The sequence below is a fragment of the Salinifilum aidingensis genome, from assembly GCF_054782015.1.
Genome location: NZ_BAAGTH010000021.1, coordinates 33,670 through 52,465, shown reverse-complemented (window position 1 = coordinate 52,465; position 18,796 = coordinate 33,670). Strand labels below are relative to the sequence as shown.

Below are 18,796 nucleotides of genomic sequence, written 5' to 3'. Positions count from 1 at the left end.
TCAACATCATCGGCAACCTCGTCGGCTCCTACAACGACCTCGACGAGCTCATGACGCTCACCGCCCGCGGCGCGGTGTCGCTGCGCACGCACACCTATCCGCTGGACGACGCGGTGGCCGCCCTCGAGGACCTCGAGCACGGCCGGATCCCCGGCGGGCGGGCGATCCTCGTTCCCTGACCGCGCTCCCGCGAGCAGCAACGGAAAGGACGGAGCCAGCATGTACGAGAAGGACGGCGAGAAGTACTTCATCGTCGACAGCCACGTCCACTTCTGGGACGGGACGCCGGCCAACCAGGCCAACCGCTACGGCGAGGGATTCATCAACTGCTTCTACGACTACCACCGCAACCTCAGCCCGGAGTCCGAGGTGTGGTCGTTGGAGCACTTCCAGAAGCAGAGCGAAGCCGACGTGCTGCACGACCTGTTCGAAGTCGGCTACGTGGACAAGGCGATCATGCAGCCGACCTACCTCGCGGACTTCTTCATCAACGGGTTCAACACCACCGAGCAGGACGGGGCGCTCGCCGAGAAGCACCCGGACAAGTTCCTCGTCAACGGCTCGTTCGACCCCCGCGACGGGGAGGCCGGCCTCGCCGCGCTGGAGCGCCTCGTGGAGCGCTGGCAGCCGCGCGGGATCAAGCTCTACACCGCCGAGTGGAAGGGCGAGTCGAAGGGTTGGAAGCTCTCCGACCCGTGGTCGTACCGCTACCTGGAGAAGTGCCGGGAACTCGGCATCAGCAACATTCACGTCCACAAAGGACCAACGATTTACCCGCTCAACCGCGATGCTTTCGACGTGGCCGATGTGGACGACGTGGCGACGGCCTTCCCCGAGTTGAACTTCATCGTCGAGCACGTCGGTCTGCCGCGCCTGGAGGACTTCTGCTGGATCGCCACGCAGGAACCCAACGTCTACGGTGGACTCGCCGTGGCGATGCCCTTCATCCACTCGCGGCCGCGCTACTTCGCCCAGATCCTCGGGGAGCTGCTGTTCTGGCTCGACGAGAACCGGATCACCTTCGCCAGCGACTACGCGATCTGGACGCCGAAGTGGTTGGTCGAGGAGTTCGTCGACTTCCAGATCCCGGAGGACATGCAGTCCGAGTACGGCGCGCTCACGCCGGACGTCAAGCGCAGGATCCTCGGGCTCAACGCGGCCCGGCTCTACGACATCGAGGTGCCCGCGGAGGCCGCGGTGCCGCAGCAGCGGCCGGGCGAGCAGGCCGGTTCCCCGGTGGTGATGAACGCATGACCCGCCTGGACAGCGACACCGCGGCCTGGCGCGCGCTCGGCACCGTGCTCGACCCGGAGCTCGACGAGTCGATCACCGAGCTCGGGTTCGTCGCCGGCCTGGTCGTCGACGGCGGCCGGGTCGACGTGGAGCTGCGACTGCCGACGTACTTCTGCGCGCCGAACTTCGCCTACCTCATGGTGGCCGACGCGCACGACGTCGTGGGCGAGCTGCCCGGCACCGAGCAGGTGCACGTCCGGCTGCTCGACCACTTCGCCGCCGAGCAGATCAACGCGGGCGTCGCGGCCGGCGACGGGTTCGACGCCGCCTTCTCCGGGCTCAGCGCCGGTGAGCTCGACGAACTGCGGCGCACGTTCCTGGCCAAGGCGCACGCGGTGTACCAGGAGCAGCTGGCCACGCGGCTGCTCCGGCAGGGCTTCGACCACGGGGACCTGCTGCGGGCGCGGCTCGGCGACCTGCCCGCGGACGCCGAGCGGGAACGGCTCGAACGGCGCCGCGAGCGCCTCGGGCTGCCGAACGGGCCGGACGCCCCGCTGCTGCTCGACGAGCACGGGCAGCCGCTCGAGGAGGACACGCTGCCGCTGCGGTTGCGGCTGGCCCGGACCACGCGGGTCAGCATCGAGGCGAACGCCGGATGGTGCCGCGGGCTGCTGGACACGCGGTACGCGTCCTGCCCGCCCGAGCGCAGCGACCTAACGTCGGAGGTATGACCACGCAGTCGCACACCCCGCGGGACCCGGCACCGCCCGCCGCGAGGGGCAGGTCGCCGGGTCCCGTCCTGCAGTCGGTCGACCGCGCGCTGCGCGTGCTCGAAGCCATCGCGGAAGCGCCCGGCGGGCTCAGCGCCAAGCGGATCGCCGCCGACCTGGGGCTGACGCTGTCCACGACGTACCACCTGCTGGCGACGCTGATCCACGCCGGGCACGTGGTGCACCTCAGCGACCAGCACGTCTACGGGCTCGGGTACAAGGCCCGCTACCTGGGGCAGGCGCTGTCGGAGCAGCTGGCCGTGCCCGCGGAGATCGCCTCGTGCGTGCGCGGGCTGCACCACCACGCCGATGCCGCGGCGTACTACGCGATCTACCGGGGGACCGAGGTCGTCATCGCCCACGTCGAGGACTCCCCGCAGCGCCCGCGGGTGCAGCCGCTCGACGTCGGCTTCCACCGGGCCCCGCACGCCACGGCGTTCGGCAAGATCATGCTCGCCGCCATGGTCCCGGAGACCCGGGAGCAGTACCTGGACAACGCGGGGCTCCTGCCGCTGACCGCGGCGACGATCCGCGACCGGGAACGGCTCGAGTCGCACCTGGCGCACGTGCGGCGTTCCCGCATCGCGCTCGAGGTCGGCGAGTTCCAGGACGGCCTGGCGTGCATGGCCGCCCCGGTGCACGATCCCACCGGCGCCGTGGTCGCCTCCGTGGCGCTGTCGTTCACCACGCACGACTTCCGCACGCGGAGGTGGAACCTCGAGCACGCCGTCCGGCAGGGCGCGGCGCGCGCCACGCGGGCGCTCGCGCGCGGGTAGGCGTCGTGCGGCCAGGTGCGCTGCCGGGCCTCGGGCCGGCTGATCTGCCCGGTCAGCTCCCGCCGAAGCCGAACAACCGCAGGCGCATGGCGTCGCGGAGGGCGGGCACCGAGCTGTAGGCGCGGTAGGTCGCCCGCAGCAGCGGGTTGCGCGCGGCCGCGGTGGCCAGGCCGGTGACGCTGCGGTCGTCCCACCTCCGCAGGTCGGGGTGCCGGGAGGCGAACTCGTGCTGCCGGTACACCCAGGAGAAGCGGATGTCCTGCGGCAGGAAGTACTTGGTGAGCCCGGCGGCGCGCGCGGTCCACGGGGCCACGGTGTCGAAGGCGAGCCGCCCGGACGGGAGCGCGCTCACCGCCCGGTCCAGCAGCGCGTGCACCTCGTGCGGGTGCAGGTACATCAGCAGGCCCTCGGCGAGCAGGAGCGTCGGGCGGTCGGACGCCACCCGGTCCCACCAGCCGGGATCGGTGACCGAGGACGGGACCAGCTCCACGGAGGGAGGCAGGTCGTAGAGCCGCTCGCGCAGGTCGATCACGTCCGGGTAGTCGACGTCGACCCAGCGCACCGCCGCCGGCGGTGCGACGCGCAGCGGGCGGCTGTCCAGACCGCACCCGAGGTGCAGCACTTGCCCGCGCGGGTGCTCGGCGAGGAACCGCACGGTCCAGGTGTCCAGGCACCGCGCGCGGGTGCAGACCAGCGGCGCGTCGCCGGCGGCGAGGCGCAGGCGGTGGAAGTCGTAGTCGATGCGTCCCATCACGTCGGCCGCGTAGCGGTCGCCGAGGATCGGGCGCGGCGATCGCGCGTCCCGCGCCCGCATGTACAACGTCACCAGCAGCGTCGCCGCGGCACCGCGCAGGTCGGCCCGCTCGGTGGTCATGTCGCCGCCTCCCCGGACCGGGGTTCGGCGAAGCGCCAGCACTGCTCGCGGCCGCGGTCGCGCACCACCACGTCGAGCTCGCGCAACCGCACGCGCAGCGCCTCCGGGTCGGCGTGGTTGTTCGGCCGCAGCGCCCGCTGCCGCTCGGCGAGCAGCGCGTTCACGCGCAGCGGCAGGTCCGGGTCGTCCGCGTCCCACCGCCGGTACCGGCCGGCGTGCGGGTCCTCGGCGGCCCACCGGTAGCCGTGCTCCTGCAACGCCAACCGCAGCTGCCGCGCGTCGAGCTTCGTCGCGTACCGGGCGAGCTCCGCGCCGCGCGGGGTGAGCAGCACCAGCTGCCTCCCGTCCAGGAACGCGGTGCCCACCGCATCCGCCTCGAACCGCCGGGTGCGCGCGCCCTGGTGCACCGCCACGGCCTCGCGGGAGGCGGTCAGGCTCACCCGTTCCCGCGCCCACAGGCCGGGAAAGCCCAGGCCGATCGCCGCCCCGACCGCGGCGGCGGTGGCGCTCGCCCACGGTTCGTCGAAGTGCACCGCCAGCTCGAACACGCCCTGGAACGGGAACCACTCCAGCGTGGTGATCCACTCGGCCGCCACCCGGACGAGCAGGGCGATCACCGCGCCGACCACCGGCATCAGCACCCACGCGCCGCGGCGGACCCACGCGGAGGCCCGCACGGTGCGCCCGGCCGCGGCCTGCCCGCCCGCGGCTGCCGGCTCGGAAGCGGAAGTGGGGGACCCGGTGCTCATGACGCCAGTATGGGCGTCCCGCCCGGCAGGGCGGTGCGGCCCCGCGGACCGGGTGCGTGTGAGCTGCGTCTCCGCCGCGCGCCGCGCAGCCGAGGTGGAGCCCCGCGCAGGCCGGGCGGCGGTGTGGCGTGCGCCGGGAGCGTGACCGGCGCTGCTCGCCGACGACTACCCTGAGCGGGGACGGTCTTCGGTTCTGGAAGGATGCCCATGCTTAGCCGCTCCGACCTGCGCGGTCGTGTCCCGTCCACCGTCGAGCTGCGCGCGGGCCTGCCGCGCGCCGAGGTGGACGTCGAACACGTGGGGGAGAAGGTCGAGCCCGTGCTGCAGGCGGTCCGGGAACGCGGGTCCGAGGCCGCGCTGGAGCTGACCGAGCGCTTCGACGGGGTGCGCCCCGAGGCGGTCCGCGTGCCCGCCGAGGCGATGCGCCGCGCCCTCGACGAGCTCGACCCGGCGGTGCGCAAAGCGCTGGAGGAGTCCATCGCCCGCGCCCGCGCGGTGCACCGCGAGCAGCGCCGCAGCGACGTGCGCACCCAGGTCGTGCCCGGCGGCACGGTGACCGAGCGCTGGGTGCCGGTCGGCCGCGTGGGGCTGTACGCACCGGGCGGGCTGGCCGCCTACCCGTCCAGCGTGGTGATGAACGTCGTGCCCGCGCAGGAGGCCGGGGTCGAGTCGCTGGTGGTGTGCAGCCCGCCGCAGGCCGCCTTCGGCGGACGGCCGCACCCGACGGTGCTCGCCGCGGCGCAGCTGCTCGGCGTCGACGAGGTGTGGGGCGTCGGCGGGGCGCAGGCGGTCGCGCTGCTGGCCTACGGCGCCCACGACACCGACGGCGCGGAACTCGCCCCCGCCGACATGGTCACCGGCCCCGGCAACGTGTTCGTCACCGCCGCCAAGCGGCGGCTGCGCAGCGTCATCGGCATCGACTCGGAGGCCGGCCCGACCGAGATCGCGATCCTCGCCGACGACGGTGCCGACCCGGTGCACGTCGCCGCGGACCTGGTCAGCCAGGCCGAGCACGACACGCTCGCCGCGAGCGTGCTGGTGACCACCTCAGAGCGGCTCGCCGACGCGGTCGACGCGGAGCTGCAGCGCCAGGTGGCGCGCACCCGGCACGACGAGCGGATCCGCACCGCGCTGACCGGGCAGCAGTCCGGATGCGTGCTCGTGTCGAGCATCGACGACGGGCTGCGCGTGGTGGACGCCTACGCCGCCGAGCACCTGGAGATCCAGACGGCCGACGCGGAGGACGTGGCCGCGCGGGTGCGCAACGCGGGTGCGATCTTCGTCGGCCCGTACGCCCCGGTCTCGCTGGGCGACTACTGCGCCGGGTCGAACCACGTGCTGCCCACCGGCGGCTGCGCCCGCCACTCCTCCGGGCTGAGCGTGCAGAGCTTCCTGCGCGGCATCCACGTGGTCTCCTACTCGGAGCAGGCGCTGCGCGACAGCGCCGACCACGTGCTCGCGCTGGCCTCGGCCGAGGACCTGCCCGCCCACGGGCAGGCCGTCGCGCTGCGCTTCCCGGCGGAGTACCGGGCGCTGGCCGGGGAGCTCGACCCCGCACTCGAAGGCCGCGGCGAGCAGTGAGGCGCCGCGGGTGAGCACCAGCCGGCCCGGTGCCCGCGCGGGCACCGGGTGCCGCAGAACAACCCGAGGATTGAACCCATGAACGACCTGCCTGGCACGGACCTGCCGGGAAGCGGCACCGCCCTGTCCGACCTGCCGCTGCGCGAGGACCTGCGCGGGCGCAGCCCCTACGGCGCGCCGCAGCTGGAGACGAGGGTGCGGCTGAACACGAACGAGAACCCGTTCCCGCCGCCGGCGGAGCTCGTCGCCGACGTGGCCGAGTCGGTCCGCGAAGCGGCGAGCGCGCTGCACCGCTACCCGGACCGCGACGCGGTCGCGCTGCGCGCCGACCTGGCCGCGTACCTCACGCGGTCCACGGGCGTGTCCCTGGGCACGGAGAACCTGTGGGCGGCCAACGGGTCGAACGAGGTGCTCCAGCAACTGCTGCAGGCCTTCGGCGGTCCGGGGCGCACCGCGCTCGGTTTCGAACCGTCCTACTCGATGCACCCGATCCTCGCCTCCGGCACGCGCACCGAGTGGGTGTCCGCGCCGCGCCGCGCGGACTTCGGCCTCGACGGGGAGCGGGCCGCCGCGCTGGTGGCCGAGAAGCGGCCCGACGTGGTGTTCGTGACCAGCCCGAACAACCCCACCGGCCAGTCGCTGGGGTTGGCGGAGCTGCGGCGGGTGCTGCAGGCCGCTCCGGGCGTGGTCGTCGTCGACGAGGCCTACGCCGAGTTCTCCTCGGAACCCAGCGCGCTGCACCTGCTCGCCGAGTTCCCCGCGAAGCTCGTCGTCAGCCGCACCATGAGCAAGGCGTTCGCCTTCGCCGGCGGGCGGCTCGGCTACCTGGCCGCGGCCCCGGCCGTGATCGAGGCGCTGCTGCTGGTGCGGCTGCCGTACCACCTGTCGGTGGTCACCCAGGCCGCCGCGCGCGCGGCCCTGCGGCACGCCGACGCCACGCTCGGCTCGGTGCGGCGGCTCTCCGACGAGCGCGACCGGGTCGCGACCGCGCTGCGCGGGATGGGCTTTTCCGTGGTGCCCAGCGACGCCAACTTCATCCTGTTCGGGCGGTTCGCCGAGCAGCACCGCGCCTGGCAGCGGTACCTCGAGTCCGATGTGCTCATCCGCGACATGGGCATCACGCACTACCTGCGCACGACCGTCGGCACGCCGGAGGAGAACGACGCGTTCCTGGCGGCGAGCAAGGGCGTGCTCGACGAACTGGAACGAGGTGCACAGTGACGACTTTCGAACCCGGAACCCGCGTCGGGAAGGTGGAACGCACCACCAAGGAGTCCTCGGTCCTGGTCGAAGTGGACCTGGACGGCACGGGAGCGGCCGATGTGGACACCACGGTGCCGTTCTACGACCACATGCTCACCTCGCTGGGCACGCACGCGGCGTTCGACCTGACGGTGCGCGCCGGCGGGGACACGCACATCGACGCGCACCACACCGTCGAGGACACCGCGATCGTGCTGGGGCAGGCGCTGCGCCAGGCCCTGGGCGAGAAGAGGGGCATCCGGCGGTTCGGCGACGCGTGGATCCCGATGGACGAAACCCTGGCGCACGCGGCCGTCGACGTCTCCGGCCGCTCGTACTGCGTGCTGGACGGCGAGCCGGAGAAGTACGACGCGTTCACCATCGGCGGCAACTACCCGTTCGTGCTCAACCGGCACGTGTTCGAGTCGATCGCCTTCCACGCGCAGATCAACCTGCACGCGCGGGTGGTCCACGGGCGGGATCCGCACCACATCACCGAAGCGCAGTACAAGGCGATCGCCCGCGCGCTGCGCGCGGCCGTGGAGCCGGACCCGCGGTTCGCGGACGCGGTCCCCTCCACCAAGGGCAGCCTGTGAAGCGGCGCCGCTGAGACCGCGAGAAGCGCGCGCGATGCGAGATTTCCTGCCGATCCTGCTGCTGGGCCTGGCCGGGTTCCTGGCCGGGGGCGCCTACGCCACGTGGAAGACGTCGCGGGGGTTCGCGGTCGTCCTGGTCGTCGCCGCGGTGATGGCGCTCGCGGGCGGCCTCGGCTGGCTCGTCGGGTAGGGGCGCTTCCCGGGAAACGCCCCTACCCGACGAGGTGCCCGGTGGGCCTAGCGGGAGGTCCGGGCCGGTGCGGACGCCGAGGCGGGTGCGGAACCGCCGGTGCCCGCCGGGCTCCCGCTGCTGTCCGCGCTCCCCTCGTCGGGGCTCCCGCGGCTTCCCGGATCCGCCTCGTGCAGGGACTCCCCACCCGGTGAGTCCTCGCCGTCGGCGGCCGCGGAGTCCTGCATGGTGGCCTCGTCGAACGGTGCCTCGCCGGTGAGCACCGCGTTCATGCGGCCGCGGTCGACCTCCTTGGTCCACGCGCCGACGAGCACGGTGGCCACGGCGTTGCCGGTGAAGTTCGTCAGCGCGCGGGCCTCGGACATGAACCGGTCGATACCGACGATCATGCCGACGCCGTCGACGAGCTCCGGGCGGTGCGACTGCAGGCCGCCGGCCAGGGTGGCCAGCCCCGCGCCGCTGACGCCGGCGGCGCCCTTCGAGGCGATGACCATGAACAGCAGCAGCGACACCTGCTCGCCGACCGCCAGCGGATCACCCATCGCCGAGGCGACGAACAGCGAGGCCATGGTCAGGTAGATCGCCGTGCCGTCCAGGTTGAACGAGTAGCCGGTGGGCACGGTGATGCCCACGACCGGCTTGCTCACCCCGAGGTGCTCCATCTTCGCGATCAGGCGCGGCAGCGCGGCTTCCGAGGACGAGGTGGCCACGATGATCAGGTACTCGCGGGCGAGGTACTTCAGCAGCGCGAAGATGTTCACCCGGGCGACGAACCACAGGATCGGCCCCAGCACGACGAACACGAACAGCACGCACGTGACGTAGAAGCCGAGCATGATCACCGCGAGGCCCTGCAGCGCGTCCACGCCGGTCGCGCCGACCACGGCCGCGATCGCGCCGAACGCGCCGACGGGGGCGACCCACATGACCATCGACAGGATCTTGAACACGAGCTTCTGCAGGTGTTCGATCCCGCGCAGGATCGGTTTGCCCGCGTCGCCGAGGGCCTGCAGCGCGAAGCCGGTCAGCAGCGCCACGAGCAGGGTCTGCAGCACTTCGCCCTCGGTCAGCGCGGACACCAGCGAGGTCGGGATGATGCCGAGCAGGAACTCCGTGGTGGACTCGCCGCCCTCGCCGGCCTGCTGCGCGCCCTGGCTGGCCATTTCCTGGGTCATCTGCATCCCCTCGCCGGGGTGCAGCACGTTGCCCACGAGCAGGCCGATGATCAGCGCCACGAGCGACATGACCATGAAGTAGGCGAGCGCGAGCCCGCCGACCTTGCCGACCTTGGCCGCTTGCCGGATGCTGCCGACGCCGAGCACGATGGTGCAGAAGATGACCGGCGAGATCATCATCTTGATCAGCTCGACGAATCCGCTGCCCAGCGGTTTCAGCGCCATGCCCACGTCGGGGGCCGCGAATCCCACCGCGATGCCGCCGAGCACGGCGAGGATCACCGCGATGTAGAGGTAATGCGTCCGGTCCCGACGCCGCGCGGGCGCCTCTGCACGCGCAGTCATGCACACTCCTTTGCCGCCGAAGAGGCTCGTGACCCGCTGCGCCGGGGAGCGTGGCGCGGGTCACGGCGTAAACCGGAGGAAACTATCGGAGCCGGTTGTCCCCGTCGTCACGGTTGTGTTCATTGAGTTCACGTTCGAGTTACTTTGCTGACGCCTTCCGGTCACGCAGCGTGCGGAATCGTCCGGCGCGGCTGCGGCGGTGGAGCCTGGCGCGCCGTCTGTTCGTGCTGCAGGTGGTCGTCGTCGCCTTCGTCGTCCTGGCCGGTGCCGGTTTGGCCTGGTACGACGCGTCCCGGCGCACCCACCGCGAGGCCACCGAGGAGGTCACGGCGGTGGCGCGCACGCTGGCGTCCCTGCCCGAGGTGCGGCGCGCCGTGCGCGGGCCGGATCCGAGCCGCGCGCTGCAACCGCTGGCGGAGGAGGCGCGCGCCGAGACCGGGGTCGCCTTCATCACGATCATGTCGCCGGAGGGCGTGCGCTACACCCATCCCGATCCGCGGCGCATCGGCGAGCACTTCGTCGGGCACATCCCGCAGGGCGGCGGGCACCTCACCGAGACCTACACGGGCACGCTCGGGCCGTCGGCGCGCGCGGTGGTGCCGGTCAACGACGACGAGGGCCGGCTGCACGGCTTCATCTCCGCGGGCATCAAGCTGAACGTGCTGAGCAGCGAGCTGCGCGCGCAGCTGATCGCCCTCGGTGCCGTGGCGGTCGGCGCGCTGGCCGCGGGCGGCGCGCTCACCGCGCTGGTCAGCGCCCGGCTGCGCCGCCACACCCACGGGCTGACCCCGGAGGAGCTCGCGCGGCGCGCCGAGTTCCACGAGGCCACCCTGCACGCGGTGCGGGAGGGGATGCTGCTGGTCTCCGCGGACGGGCGGATCCTGCTGTGCAACGACGGCGCCGCCGAGCTGCTCTCCCGCCCCGTGGAGCGGCTCGGCGGGGCGCGGGTGCCCGACCTCGGCCTGCCCGGGCAGCTGACGGAGACGCTCACCGGCGGCGGACAGGTGCGCGACGAGGTGCACGTGACCGACGACCGGGTGGTCGTCGTCAACGTCTCCCCGGTGCGCAGCTCCGGGATGCAGGAGGGGACCGTGGTGACCCTGCGCGACCACACCGAGCTGCAGGCGCTGAGCGGCGAGCTGGACTCGGTGCGCGGGTTCGCCGAGGCCTTGCGCGCGCAGGCGCACGAGTCCGCCAACCGGCTGCACGCGGTGGTCTCGCTCATCGAGCTCGGCCGCACCGAGCGGGCCGTCGAGTTCGCGACGGCGGAGCTCGCCGCGGCGCAGGAGCTCACCGACCGCGTCGTCGGGGCGGTGACCGAACCGGTGTTGGCGGCGCTGCTGCTGGGCAAGAGCGCCGATGCCGCCGACCGCGGCGTGGAGCTCGTGCTCGCCGAGGGGATCGAGGTCGACGATGCCACCATCGAGCACGTCCGGCGGGGTGACCTGGTCACGATCGTCGGCAACCTCATCGACAACGCGGTGGAGGCGGTGCAGGACCGGCCGGATCCGCAGGTGACCGTGGACGCGCGGTCCGAACCGGACGGCGTGTGGTTCGAGGTCGCCGACAACGGCCCCGGCGTCGACGCCGAGTCCGTGCGCAGCGTGTTCCAGCGCGGCTGGTCGACGCGCGACGGGTCCGGTCGCGGCCTCGGGCTGGCCCTGGTGGGGCAGGCCGTGCGCCGCCACGGCGGCAGCGTCGACGTGCAGCACGACGAGGGGGCGGTGTTCACGGCGTGGCTGCCGGCCGCGGAGCGCACCGGAGCGGAGCGCGGCAGCGAAGGGGGGCAGGTGTGATCTCGGTGCTGGTGGTGGAGGACGACCCCGTGGCGGGGCAGGCGCACGACAGCTACGTGCGCCGCATCGACGGGTTCACCGTCGCGGGCAGGGTCACCACGGGGCAGGAGGCCCTGCAGTTCGTCGAGCGGCACCCGGTCGATCTCGTCCTGCTGGACGTGCGGTTGCCGGACATGGACGGGCTGCGGGTGGCGCGGGCGCTGCGCACCACCGGCAGCGGTGCCGACGTGATCGCGGTGACCTCGGCCCGCGACCTGAAGGTGGTGCGCGCCGCGGTCTCCAGCGGCGTGGTGCAGTACCTGCTCAAGCCGTTCACGTTCGCCGCCATGCGGGACAAGCTGGAGCACTACGCCCGGTTCCGCGCCACGCTCGGCGACGACCGGGACGTCAGCGGGCAGGCCGAGATCGACCGCGCGTTCGCCACCCTGCGGGAGGAGAGCCCGACCGCCCTGCCCAAGGGCATGGGCGAGGAGACGCTGGACGCGGTGGTCGCCGTGGTGCGCGCCCACCCGGAGGGGGTTTCCGCCGGGGTGGTCGGGCGGGAGACCGGCACCTCGCGGGTGACCGCCCGCCGGTACCTCGAGTACCTCGTGCAGCAGGGCACGGCGGTGCGCGCACCGCACTACGGCGGCGTGGGCAGGCCGGCCGTGACCTACCAGTGGACCGACGCGGAGTGAGCCGGTGCGGAACGAGCCCGCAGGAGTGCCTCGAGTTGTTGTGCGTTCCGTTCAGGGCGGGCGCTCGGGGCGGCCGGGAGGCCGCGAGCTGGCACGTCGAAGCGGGGAACACGTGCGACCGGCAACGGGCAGCGACGAAGCGGAGCGCTGTTGCTCCTGCTGCTGCGCGCGGGGTCAGCAGGGGCGCGGATGTGCCGCGGTGGGCTCACTCGCCGGTGCGGCCCCGGCGGTCGGCGCGGGGCTGCAGCACCGGTGAGCCGGGGCCCTGCGCGGCGAGCGCGTCGTCCGGGTTGTGCAGCGAGCAGGCGCGCAGCGACAGGCAGCCGCAACCGATGCAACCGGTGAGCCGGTCGCGCAGCCGCTGCAACCCGTCGATGCGCGCGTCGAGCTCGTCGCGCCAGCGCCGCGACAGGCGCGCCCAGTCGGCCTTGGTGGGCGCGTGCTCGTGCGGCAGGGTGTCCAGCGCTTCGGCGATCTGCTCGAGGCTGAGTCCGACGCGCTGGGCGGCGCGGATGAACGCCAGCCGGCGCAGCACCGCGCGTTCGTAGCGGCGCTGGTTGCCGCTGGTTCGGCTGGAGGTGATCAGGCCGCGGTCCTCGTAGAAGCGCAGCGCCGTCTGCGGGATCCCGCTGCGCCGGGCCACCTCGCCGATCGTCAGCTGCTCCGCTCGTTTGACCATGCCCGCAGCCTACGCGAACTTCGACCATACTTCAGAGATGTGCGGGCGGGCCGCCTGCGCCCGGGGGCGGGGCGGTACGCTGGCGCTCGTGGCACGAGTGGTCGTACTGGATTACGGATCGGGCAACCTGCGCTCCGCCGAGCGCGCGCTGGAGCACGTCGGCGCCGAGGTCGAGGTCAGCTCCGATCACCGTGCCGCCGTGGAGGCCGACGGGCTCGTCGTGCCCGGGGTGGGCGCGTTCGCGGCGTGCATGCGCGGCCTGCTCGCCGTGGGCGGTGACAGGATGATCGACCAGCGGCTGTGCGGCGGGCGGCCGGTGCTGGGGATCTGCGTCGGCATGCAGGTGCTGTTCGAGCGCGGTGTCGAGCACGGCATGGCCGTCGACGGCTGCGGCCAGTGGCCCGGCACGGTGCAGCGCCTGCACGCCGAGGTGCTGCCGCACATGGGGTGGAACACGGTGCAGTCCCCCGCCGGCAGCACCCTGTTCGCCGACCTCGACGCGCGGACGCGGTTCTACTTCGTGCACTCCTACGGCGTGCTGGGCTGGTCCTCCGAGGGGTCCTCCTTCTCGCGCGCGCATGTGACCTGGGGCGAGCACGGTGCGCCGTTCGTGGCGGCGGTGGAGCAGGGGCCGTTGGCGGCCACCCAGTTCCACCCCGAGAAGTCCGGTGCGGCCGGAGGGCAACTGCTGCGGAACTGGGTGGCGGGACTGTGACACGACGCTACGGGTTGATGGGCCAGGGCAAGGCGACCCGCGTGGTCGCGGTGCTGCTCGTGTTCGGCCTCGCCGCGGGCTTCGGGCTGCCCCACCTGTCCCAGGCGGGTGTGCCGATGTGGGGCGTGCTCGTGCTGGCGATGCTCGTCATCGGCCTGCCGGTGTACGCGGTGGCGCGCTCCGAGCGCCGCTGACCGCCGCGGGCGGACCGCGCGTCGGGCGGCGGCCGCGGGCGTCGTAGGCTGGGCCCGTGAGCTTCACGTTGCTTCCCGCAGTCGATGTGGCCGACGGCCAGGCGGTGCGCCTGGTGCGTGGCGAGGCCGGAACCGAGACGTCCTACGGCGACCCGTTCGAGGCCGCGCTGACGTGGCAGCGGGCCGGTGCCGAGTGGATCCACCTGGTGGACCTGGACGCGGCGTTCGGGCGGGGGAGCAACCGCGAGCTGCTCGCCGACGCGGTGCGCCGGTTGGACACGCGGGTGGAGCTCTCCGGCGGCATCCGTGACGACGACTCGCTGCGCGCCGCGCTGGACACCGGCTGCGCGCGGGTCAACCTGGGCACGGCGGCGCTGGAGAACCCCGAGTGGGCCGACCGCGTCGTCGCCGAGCACGGCGAGCGGGTCGCCGTCGGGCTCGACGTGCGCATCACCGAGCAGGGCCACCGGCTGGCCGCGCGCGGCTGGACCTCCGAGGGCGGTGACCTGTGGGAGGTGCTGGCCCGGTTGGACGCCGCCGGCTGCCGCCGCTACGTGGTCACCGACGTCAGCAAGGACGGCACGCTCGGCGGTCCGAACACGGAGCTGCTGCGCGCGGTCTGCCGCAGCACCGACGCCGCCGTGGTCGCTTCCGGAGGTGTCTCCAGCGTGGATGATCTGCGCGCGCTGGCGCGGCTGTCGGACGAGGGCCTGGAGGGCTCGATCGTCGGCAAGGCCCTCTACGCCGGCAACTTCACGCTGGCGGAGGCCTTCGCCGCCGTCTCCGGTTAGGAACCGCTTCACCCGCAGCGATGGTTGCCGCGGGGATGGTGCACACGTCGAGGTGCTTTCCCGCGCCCCGCTCCACCAGCTCCCAGCGGCACCCCACCTGGCCAGGGGCGCGTGCAGGTCGCGGGAAATGTGCCCGTGGTCGGCCGGGCGCCTCCCGGCCGGGACCACCGCGGGCCCTCCGGTGCGCGCGCTCGGCCGGGTATTCTGCGGCCATGGCCGTCGCGGTGCGCGTGATCCCGTGTCTGGACGTCGACGCGGGACGAGTCGTCAAGGGCGTCAACTTCGCCGATCTGCGGGATGCGGGCGATCCGGTCGAGCTGGCGCAGCTCTACAACGGGGAGAGCGCGGACGAGCTGACCTTCCTGGACGTGACCGCGTCCTCCGCTGACCGCGAGACCACCTTCGACGTGGTGCGCCGCACCGCCGAGCAGGTCTTCATCCCGCTGACCGTCGGCGGCGGGGTGCGCAGCACCGACGACGTGGACCGGCTGCTGCGCGCCGGGGCGGACAAGGTGAGCCTGAACACCGCCGCGCTGGCCCGCCCGGAGCTGCTGCGCGAGGCCTCGGAGCGCTTCGGCGCCCAGTGCGTCGTGCTGTCGGTGGACGCGCGCCGGGCGCAGGAGGCGGAGACGGCCTCCGGGTTCGAGGTGACCACGCACGGCGGCCGCAGGGGCACCGGCGTGTGCGCCGTCGAGTGGGCCCGCCGCGGGCAGGAGCTCGGCGTCGGCGAGGTCCTGCTGAACTCGATGGACGCCGACGGGACCAAGGCCGGGTTCGACCTGGAGATGATCCGCGCGGTGCGCGAGGTGGTGAACGTGCCGCTGGTCGCCAGCGGTGGTGCGGGAGCGGTGGAGCACTTCGCCCCCGCGGTGCACGCGGGGGCCGACGCGGTGCTCGCCGCCAGCGTGTTCCACTTCGGACAGATGCGGATCAGCGAGGTCAAGGCGGCCATGGCGGCGGAAGGGATCACGGTGCGATGAGCGGGCTCGACCCGGCGGTGGGCGACCGCCTCAAGCGCAACGAGCAGGGGCTGGTGAGCGCGGTCGTGCAGCAGCGCGGCAGCGGCGAGGTGCTCATGCTGGCGTGGATGGACGACGAGGCGCTGCACCGCACGATGACCACCCGGCGCGCCACCTACTACTCCCGCAGCCGCGGCAGCCACTGGGTCAAGGGCGAGACGTCCGGGCACACCCAGTACGTGCACGAGGTGCGGCTGGACTGCGACGGGGACGCGGTGCTGCTCGTCGTCGACCAGGTCGACGGCGCCTGCCACACCGGGGATCCCACCTGCTTCGACCAGGACGTGCTGCTGGCGCCCGAGAGCTGAGGCCGGGGTGGCTCGCGGGCCCTGTGGTGGCTCGTGCCCCTGGATGCCCACCCGCCTGCGATGAGTACCACCCCTCTGCCCGACCGCACCGCCGCGCGGTGCGTCACTCGGGGGCGTTCGCGGAGGTGCCCGCGACGGTCTCGGCGGGCAGTTCGCCGGTGAGGTAGCGCTGCAGGTTCGGGGCGATCGAGGCCACCACCGCGTCGTGCCCGGCCGTGGCCAGCGGATCCAGCCGCAGCACGTAGCGGGCCATGCCCAGACCGATCATCTGCGTGGTGCACAGCGCCGCGCGCAGCTCGGGGCGGTCCGCCCCGAGCCACGTGGTGACCTGCTCGAACAGGGCGCTCTGCAGGAACTCGCGCAGCATCGCCACCGCCTGCTCGTGCCCGGCCAGGCTGCGCACCAGCGCCGCGAACGCGCCGCCGCCGGCCTCGTCCCAGGCGGTGAGGAACCGGCGCACGATGCGCTCGCCGATCCGCTCCGGGTCCCCCTGCAGCACGCGGGAGACCTGCTCCGCCGGGTTGACCGGCAGCGCCACCGCGGCGGTGAACAGCCCGTCCTTGCCGCCGAACCAGTGGTTGACCATGGCGGGGTCCACCCCGGCGCGCCCGGCGATCAGCCGCACCGTGGCGCGGTCGTAGCCGTGCTCGTGGAACACCGCGCGCGCCGCCTCCAGCAGTGCGGCGCGCGTGTCCTCCTCGCGACCGCGCCGCCCGCGGCGCGCCTCGCGGTCCCGGGACTCGGAATCGTGCACGGGTGCATCCTCGCCGGGCGAACGCGGGTGGGCAACGGCCTCCCCGGCGCGGGGTGCGCGGGGGAGCGGTGCCGCCGGGGTCGGCCTGCTCGGCGGAGCCGCCGCCGAGCGGGACCGGGACGGCAGGCACAATGTTGCCATGGTCGGCGACGGCGACATCGGCAGCGTCAGCCCGGGACGCGAGGAATTCCGCGAGCTGGCCACCGACCACCGGGTGATCCCGGTGGTGCGGCGGCTGCTGGCGGACGACGAAACCCCGCTGAGCGTGTACCGCAAGTTGGCGGGGGACCGCCCGGGCACGTTCCTGTTCGAATCGGCGGAGAACGGGCGCTCCTGGTCGCGGTGGTCCTTCATCGGCGTGCACAGCGCCGCCGCGCTGACCGTGCGCGAGGGGCAGGCGCACTGGACGGGCACGCCGCCGGTCGGGTTGCCCGCCGACGGCGATCCGCTGGCCGCCCTGCGGGAGACCGACCGGCTGCTGCGCACCGAACCGCTGCCGGGGCTGCCCCCGCTGACCGGCGGCATGGTCGGCTACCTCGGCTACGACATCGTGCGGCGGCTGGAGGACATCACCGCGGACACCACCGATGACCTGCACATCCCCGAGATGGGCATGCTGCTGGCCACGGACCTGGCGGCGCTGGACCACCACGAGGGCACGATCACGCTCATCGCCAACGCGGTGAACTGGGACAACAGCCCCGAGCGGGTCGACGCCGCCTACGACGACTCGGTGCGCCGGCTCGACGAGATGACCGAGCGGTTGTGCACCGCCAGCGAACCGACCGTGGCGACGTTCTCCCGGCCCCGCCCCGATTTCCGGCGGCGGCGCACCCGGGAGGAGCACTTCGGCGCGATCGAGCGGGCCAAGGAGGCCATCCGCGCGGGCGAGGCCTTCCAGGTCGTCGTTTCGCAGCGGTTCGAGATGGACACCGGGGCCGACGGGCTGGACATCTACCGCGTGCTGCGCACCACCAACCCCAGCCCGTACATGTACCTGCTGCGCATGAGCGACGAGGGCGGGACGCCGTTCGACATCGTCGGCTCCAGCCCCGAGTCGCTGGTCACCGTCCGGGACGGCCAGGCCACGACGCACCCGATCGCCGGCACCCGGTGGCGCGGCGTGGACGAGGACGAGGACCTGCGGCTGGAGAAGGAGCTCGCCGGCGACGAGAAGGAGCGGGCCGAGCACCTCATGCTCGTCGACCTGGGGCGCAACGACCTCGGGCGGGTGTGCGAGGCGGGATCGGTGCGCGTCACCGACTTCTTCCGGATCGAGCACTACAGCCACGTCATGCACCTGGTCTCCACCGTGACCGGGGCGCTGGCCGAGGGGGCCACGGCGTTCGACGCGGTGACCGCGTGCTTCCCCGCCGGAACCCTGTCCGGCGCGCCGAAACCGCGCGCGCTGCAGCTGATCGAGGACCTCGAGCCGACGCGGCGCGGCCTGTACGGCGGGGTCGTGGGCTACCTCGACTTCGCGGGCAACGCGGACACGGCCATCGCCATCCGCACCGGGCTCGTGCGGGACGGCACGGCCTACGTGCAGGCGGGCGGCGGGATCGTCGCCGACTCGGACCCGGCGGCCGAGGACGACGAGTGCCTGAACAAGGCCCGGGCGGTGCTGAACGCGGTGGCGACCGCGGAGACCCTGCGCCTGCCCGCGGACTCCGAACTGCAGGGGGGACGAGGTTGAGCACCGGCTCGGCGCCCCGGACGGCGAGCCGCGGCCTGCTGAGCGCGGTCGTCCTGCTCGCGCTCGCCGCGGCCGGGCTGCTCTGGGGAGCGAGTTCCACGACCTGGGTCGAGCAGGCGTACCGGGACACCTTCGGTCGGCAGGACGCGGTCACCGCCGACGGCGCGCGGCTGTTCCCGGAGCTGGTGCCGATCGCGCTGGCCGCGCTGGCGGCGGTCGCGGCGGTGCTGGCGACGGCCCGGTGGCTGCGGCGCCTCGTGGGCGTGCTCGTCGCCCTGGCGGGTGGTCTGCTCGTGTGGCGGGTCGCCGCTCGCGTGCTCGGCGGGGCGCTCGGCGACGACCGCGTGCCCGCGGGGACGACGCCGCTGGGGCGGCCCGAGGTTCACCCGCTCGGTGCGCTGCTCGCGCTCGCCGCGGGAGTGGTGCTGCTCGTGGCGGGCGCGCTCGTGCTCGGTTGGGCGCACCGACTGCCCGTGATGGGCGCGAAGTACTCGGCCCCCGGCGCGGCGAAGGAACGACCGAAGGACCCCGATCGGGTGTTGTGGGACGAGTTGGACGAGGGGCGCGATCCCACAGTCCGGGACGAGGACGATCGCCACTGAATCGGTCAGGGCGCCCGCAGCGGGACGGATCGGA

General features: G+C 73.4%; 21 protein-coding genes and 1 pseudogene. 17 read left to right on the top strand and 5 right to left on the bottom strand.

The genetic code is table 11. The features are described 5' to 3' along the window. The 4 genes and pseudogenes from ACYVJE_RS22120 to ACYVJE_RS22105 form a co-directional block, all read left to right on the top strand. A pseudogene (locus tag ACYVJE_RS22120) lies at positions 1 to 179 on the top strand (NAD(P)-dependent alcohol dehydrogenase); the annotation flags it as partial. Positions 180 to 219: 40 nt separating this feature from the next. After that, entirely contained in the window at positions 220 to 1,254 is a 1,035-nt protein-coding gene (locus ACYVJE_RS22115; RefSeq protein WP_461145975.1) for an amidohydrolase family protein, read from the top strand. Further along, a complete protein-coding gene (locus ACYVJE_RS22110; protein WP_461145974.1) occupies positions 1,251 to 1,964 on the top strand; it encodes an iron-sulfur cluster assembly protein in 714 nt (237 codons plus the stop codon). The genes ACYVJE_RS22115 and ACYVJE_RS22110 overlap by 4 nt, the downstream gene beginning before the upstream one ends. Continuing rightward, positions 1,961 to 2,779, top strand: a complete 819-nt coding sequence (locus ACYVJE_RS22105) for an IclR family transcriptional regulator (protein ID WP_459156747.1) — start codon at positions 1,961 to 1,963, stop codon at positions 2,777 to 2,779. Before ACYVJE_RS22110 ends, ACYVJE_RS22105 begins: the two co-directional genes overlap by 4 nt. A gap of 52 nt (positions 2,780 to 2,831) precedes the next feature. Here ACYVJE_RS22105 and ACYVJE_RS22100 read toward each other — a convergent pair whose 3' ends face one another. Continuing rightward, complete coding sequence (locus ACYVJE_RS22100; RefSeq protein ID WP_461145973.1) at positions 2,832 to 3,653, bottom strand: class I SAM-dependent methyltransferase; 822 nt, start codon at positions 3,651 to 3,653, stop codon at positions 2,832 to 2,834. After that, complete coding sequence (locus ACYVJE_RS22095) at positions 3,650 to 4,402, bottom strand: YqeB family protein (RefSeq protein ID WP_461145972.1); 753 nt, start codon at positions 4,400 to 4,402, stop codon at positions 3,650 to 3,652. The genes ACYVJE_RS22100 and ACYVJE_RS22095 overlap by 4 nt, the downstream gene beginning before the upstream one ends. Before the next feature lie 207 nt (positions 4,403 to 4,609). On the opposite strand from ACYVJE_RS22095, the gene hisD reads away from it, so the two are divergent. The 4 genes from hisD to ACYVJE_RS22075 all read left to right on the top strand — a co-directional run bounded on the left by hisD (position 4,610) and on the right by ACYVJE_RS22075 (position 8,011). Further along, positions 4,610 to 5,983 (top strand): histidinol dehydrogenase, encoded by a 1,374-nt coding sequence (hisD, locus tag ACYVJE_RS22090; RefSeq protein WP_461145971.1) that lies wholly within the window; start codon positions 4,610 to 4,612, stop codon positions 5,981 to 5,983. Between the two features lie 78 nt (positions 5,984 to 6,061). After that, on the top strand, positions 6,062 to 7,204 hold the full coding sequence (locus ACYVJE_RS22085) for a histidinol-phosphate transaminase (protein ID WP_461145970.1): 1,143 nt from the start codon (positions 6,062 to 6,064) through the stop codon (positions 7,202 to 7,204). Then, complete coding sequence (gene hisB, locus ACYVJE_RS22080) at positions 7,201 to 7,821, top strand: imidazoleglycerol-phosphate dehydratase HisB (RefSeq protein WP_461145969.1); 621 nt, start codon at positions 7,201 to 7,203, stop codon at positions 7,819 to 7,821. The genes ACYVJE_RS22085 and hisB overlap by 4 nt, the downstream gene beginning before the upstream one ends. Before the next feature lie 34 nt (positions 7,822 to 7,855). Continuing rightward, positions 7,856 to 8,011: a hypothetical protein gene (locus tag ACYVJE_RS22075; RefSeq protein ID WP_459156741.1), complete on the top strand. Its 156-nt coding sequence runs from the start codon at positions 7,856 to 7,858 to the stop codon at positions 8,009 to 8,011. Between the two features lie 47 nt (positions 8,012 to 8,058). Here ACYVJE_RS22075 and ACYVJE_RS22070 read toward each other — a convergent pair whose 3' ends face one another. Beyond that, positions 8,059 to 9,531 (bottom strand): cation:dicarboxylate symporter family transporter, encoded by a 1,473-nt coding sequence (locus tag ACYVJE_RS22070; RefSeq protein WP_459156740.1) that lies wholly within the window; start codon positions 9,529 to 9,531, stop codon positions 8,059 to 8,061. A gap of 170 nt (positions 9,532 to 9,701) precedes the next feature. On the opposite strand from ACYVJE_RS22070, the gene ACYVJE_RS22065 reads away from it, so the two are divergent. Both ACYVJE_RS22065 and ACYVJE_RS22060 read left to right on the top strand, forming a co-directional pair. Continuing rightward, positions 9,702 to 11,327, top strand: coding sequence for a sensor histidine kinase (locus tag ACYVJE_RS22065; RefSeq protein ID WP_461145968.1), 1,626 nt, complete (start codon positions 9,702 to 9,704; stop codon positions 11,325 to 11,327). Beyond that, the gene (locus ACYVJE_RS22060) at positions 11,324 to 12,004 is read left to right on the top strand and encodes a response regulator (protein WP_459156738.1); all 681 of its coding nucleotides are present in this window, start codon (positions 11,324 to 11,326) and stop codon (positions 12,002 to 12,004) included. Before ACYVJE_RS22065 ends, ACYVJE_RS22060 begins: the two co-directional genes overlap by 4 nt. 205 nt (positions 12,005 to 12,209) lie before the next feature. Here ACYVJE_RS22060 and soxR read toward each other — a convergent pair whose 3' ends face one another. Continuing rightward, on the bottom strand, positions 12,210 to 12,683 hold the full coding sequence (gene soxR, locus ACYVJE_RS22055; RefSeq protein ID WP_459156737.1) for a redox-sensitive transcriptional activator SoxR: 474 nt from the start codon (positions 12,681 to 12,683) through the stop codon (positions 12,210 to 12,212). Positions 12,684 to 12,771: 88 nt separating this feature from the next. Between soxR and hisH the strand changes: the two genes are divergently transcribed. The 5 genes from hisH to hisI all read left to right on the top strand — a co-directional run bounded on the left by hisH (position 12,772) and on the right by hisI (position 15,710). Then, positions 12,772 to 13,398 (top strand): imidazole glycerol phosphate synthase subunit HisH, encoded by a 627-nt coding sequence (gene hisH / locus ACYVJE_RS22050; RefSeq protein ID WP_461145967.1) that lies wholly within the window; start codon positions 12,772 to 12,774, stop codon positions 13,396 to 13,398. Continuing rightward, complete coding sequence (locus ACYVJE_RS22045) at positions 13,395 to 13,592, top strand: hypothetical protein (protein WP_459156735.1); 198 nt, start codon at positions 13,395 to 13,397, stop codon at positions 13,590 to 13,592. Before hisH ends, ACYVJE_RS22045 begins: the two co-directional genes overlap by 4 nt. 56 nt (positions 13,593 to 13,648) lie before the next feature. Then, on the top strand, positions 13,649 to 14,383 hold the full coding sequence (priA, locus tag ACYVJE_RS22040) for a bifunctional 1-(5-phosphoribosyl)-5-((5-phosphoribosylamino)methylideneamino)imidazole-4-carboxamide isomerase/phosphoribosylanthranilate isomerase PriA (RefSeq protein WP_459156734.1): 735 nt from the start codon (positions 13,649 to 13,651) through the stop codon (positions 14,381 to 14,383). A 212-nt stretch (positions 14,384 to 14,595) separates the two neighbouring features. Next, on the top strand, positions 14,596 to 15,363 hold the full coding sequence (gene hisF / locus ACYVJE_RS22035) for an imidazole glycerol phosphate synthase subunit HisF (RefSeq protein WP_461145966.1): 768 nt from the start codon (positions 14,596 to 14,598) through the stop codon (positions 15,361 to 15,363). Beyond that, positions 15,360 to 15,710 (top strand): phosphoribosyl-AMP cyclohydrolase, encoded by a 351-nt coding sequence (hisI, locus tag ACYVJE_RS22030; protein ID WP_461145965.1) that lies wholly within the window; start codon positions 15,360 to 15,362, stop codon positions 15,708 to 15,710. Before hisF ends, hisI begins: the two co-directional genes overlap by 4 nt. A gap of 103 nt (positions 15,711 to 15,813) precedes the next feature. Here the strand turns inward: hisI and ACYVJE_RS22025 are convergent, their stop codons facing one another. Next, on the bottom strand, positions 15,814 to 16,464 hold the full coding sequence (locus tag ACYVJE_RS22025) for a TetR/AcrR family transcriptional regulator (protein ID WP_461145964.1): 651 nt from the start codon (positions 16,462 to 16,464) through the stop codon (positions 15,814 to 15,816). Between the two features lie 139 nt (positions 16,465 to 16,603). On the opposite strand from ACYVJE_RS22025, the gene ACYVJE_RS22020 reads away from it, so the two are divergent. Both ACYVJE_RS22020 and ACYVJE_RS22015 read left to right on the top strand, forming a co-directional pair. Next, positions 16,604 to 18,160 (top strand): anthranilate synthase component I, encoded by a 1,557-nt coding sequence (locus tag ACYVJE_RS22020; RefSeq protein WP_461145963.1) that lies wholly within the window; start codon positions 16,604 to 16,606, stop codon positions 18,158 to 18,160. Then, complete coding sequence (locus tag ACYVJE_RS22015) at positions 18,157 to 18,762, top strand: Trp biosynthesis-associated membrane protein (RefSeq protein WP_461145962.1); 606 nt, start codon at positions 18,157 to 18,159, stop codon at positions 18,760 to 18,762. The genes ACYVJE_RS22020 and ACYVJE_RS22015 overlap by 4 nt, the downstream gene beginning before the upstream one ends. Positions 18,763 to 18,796 lie beyond the last annotated feature (34 nt).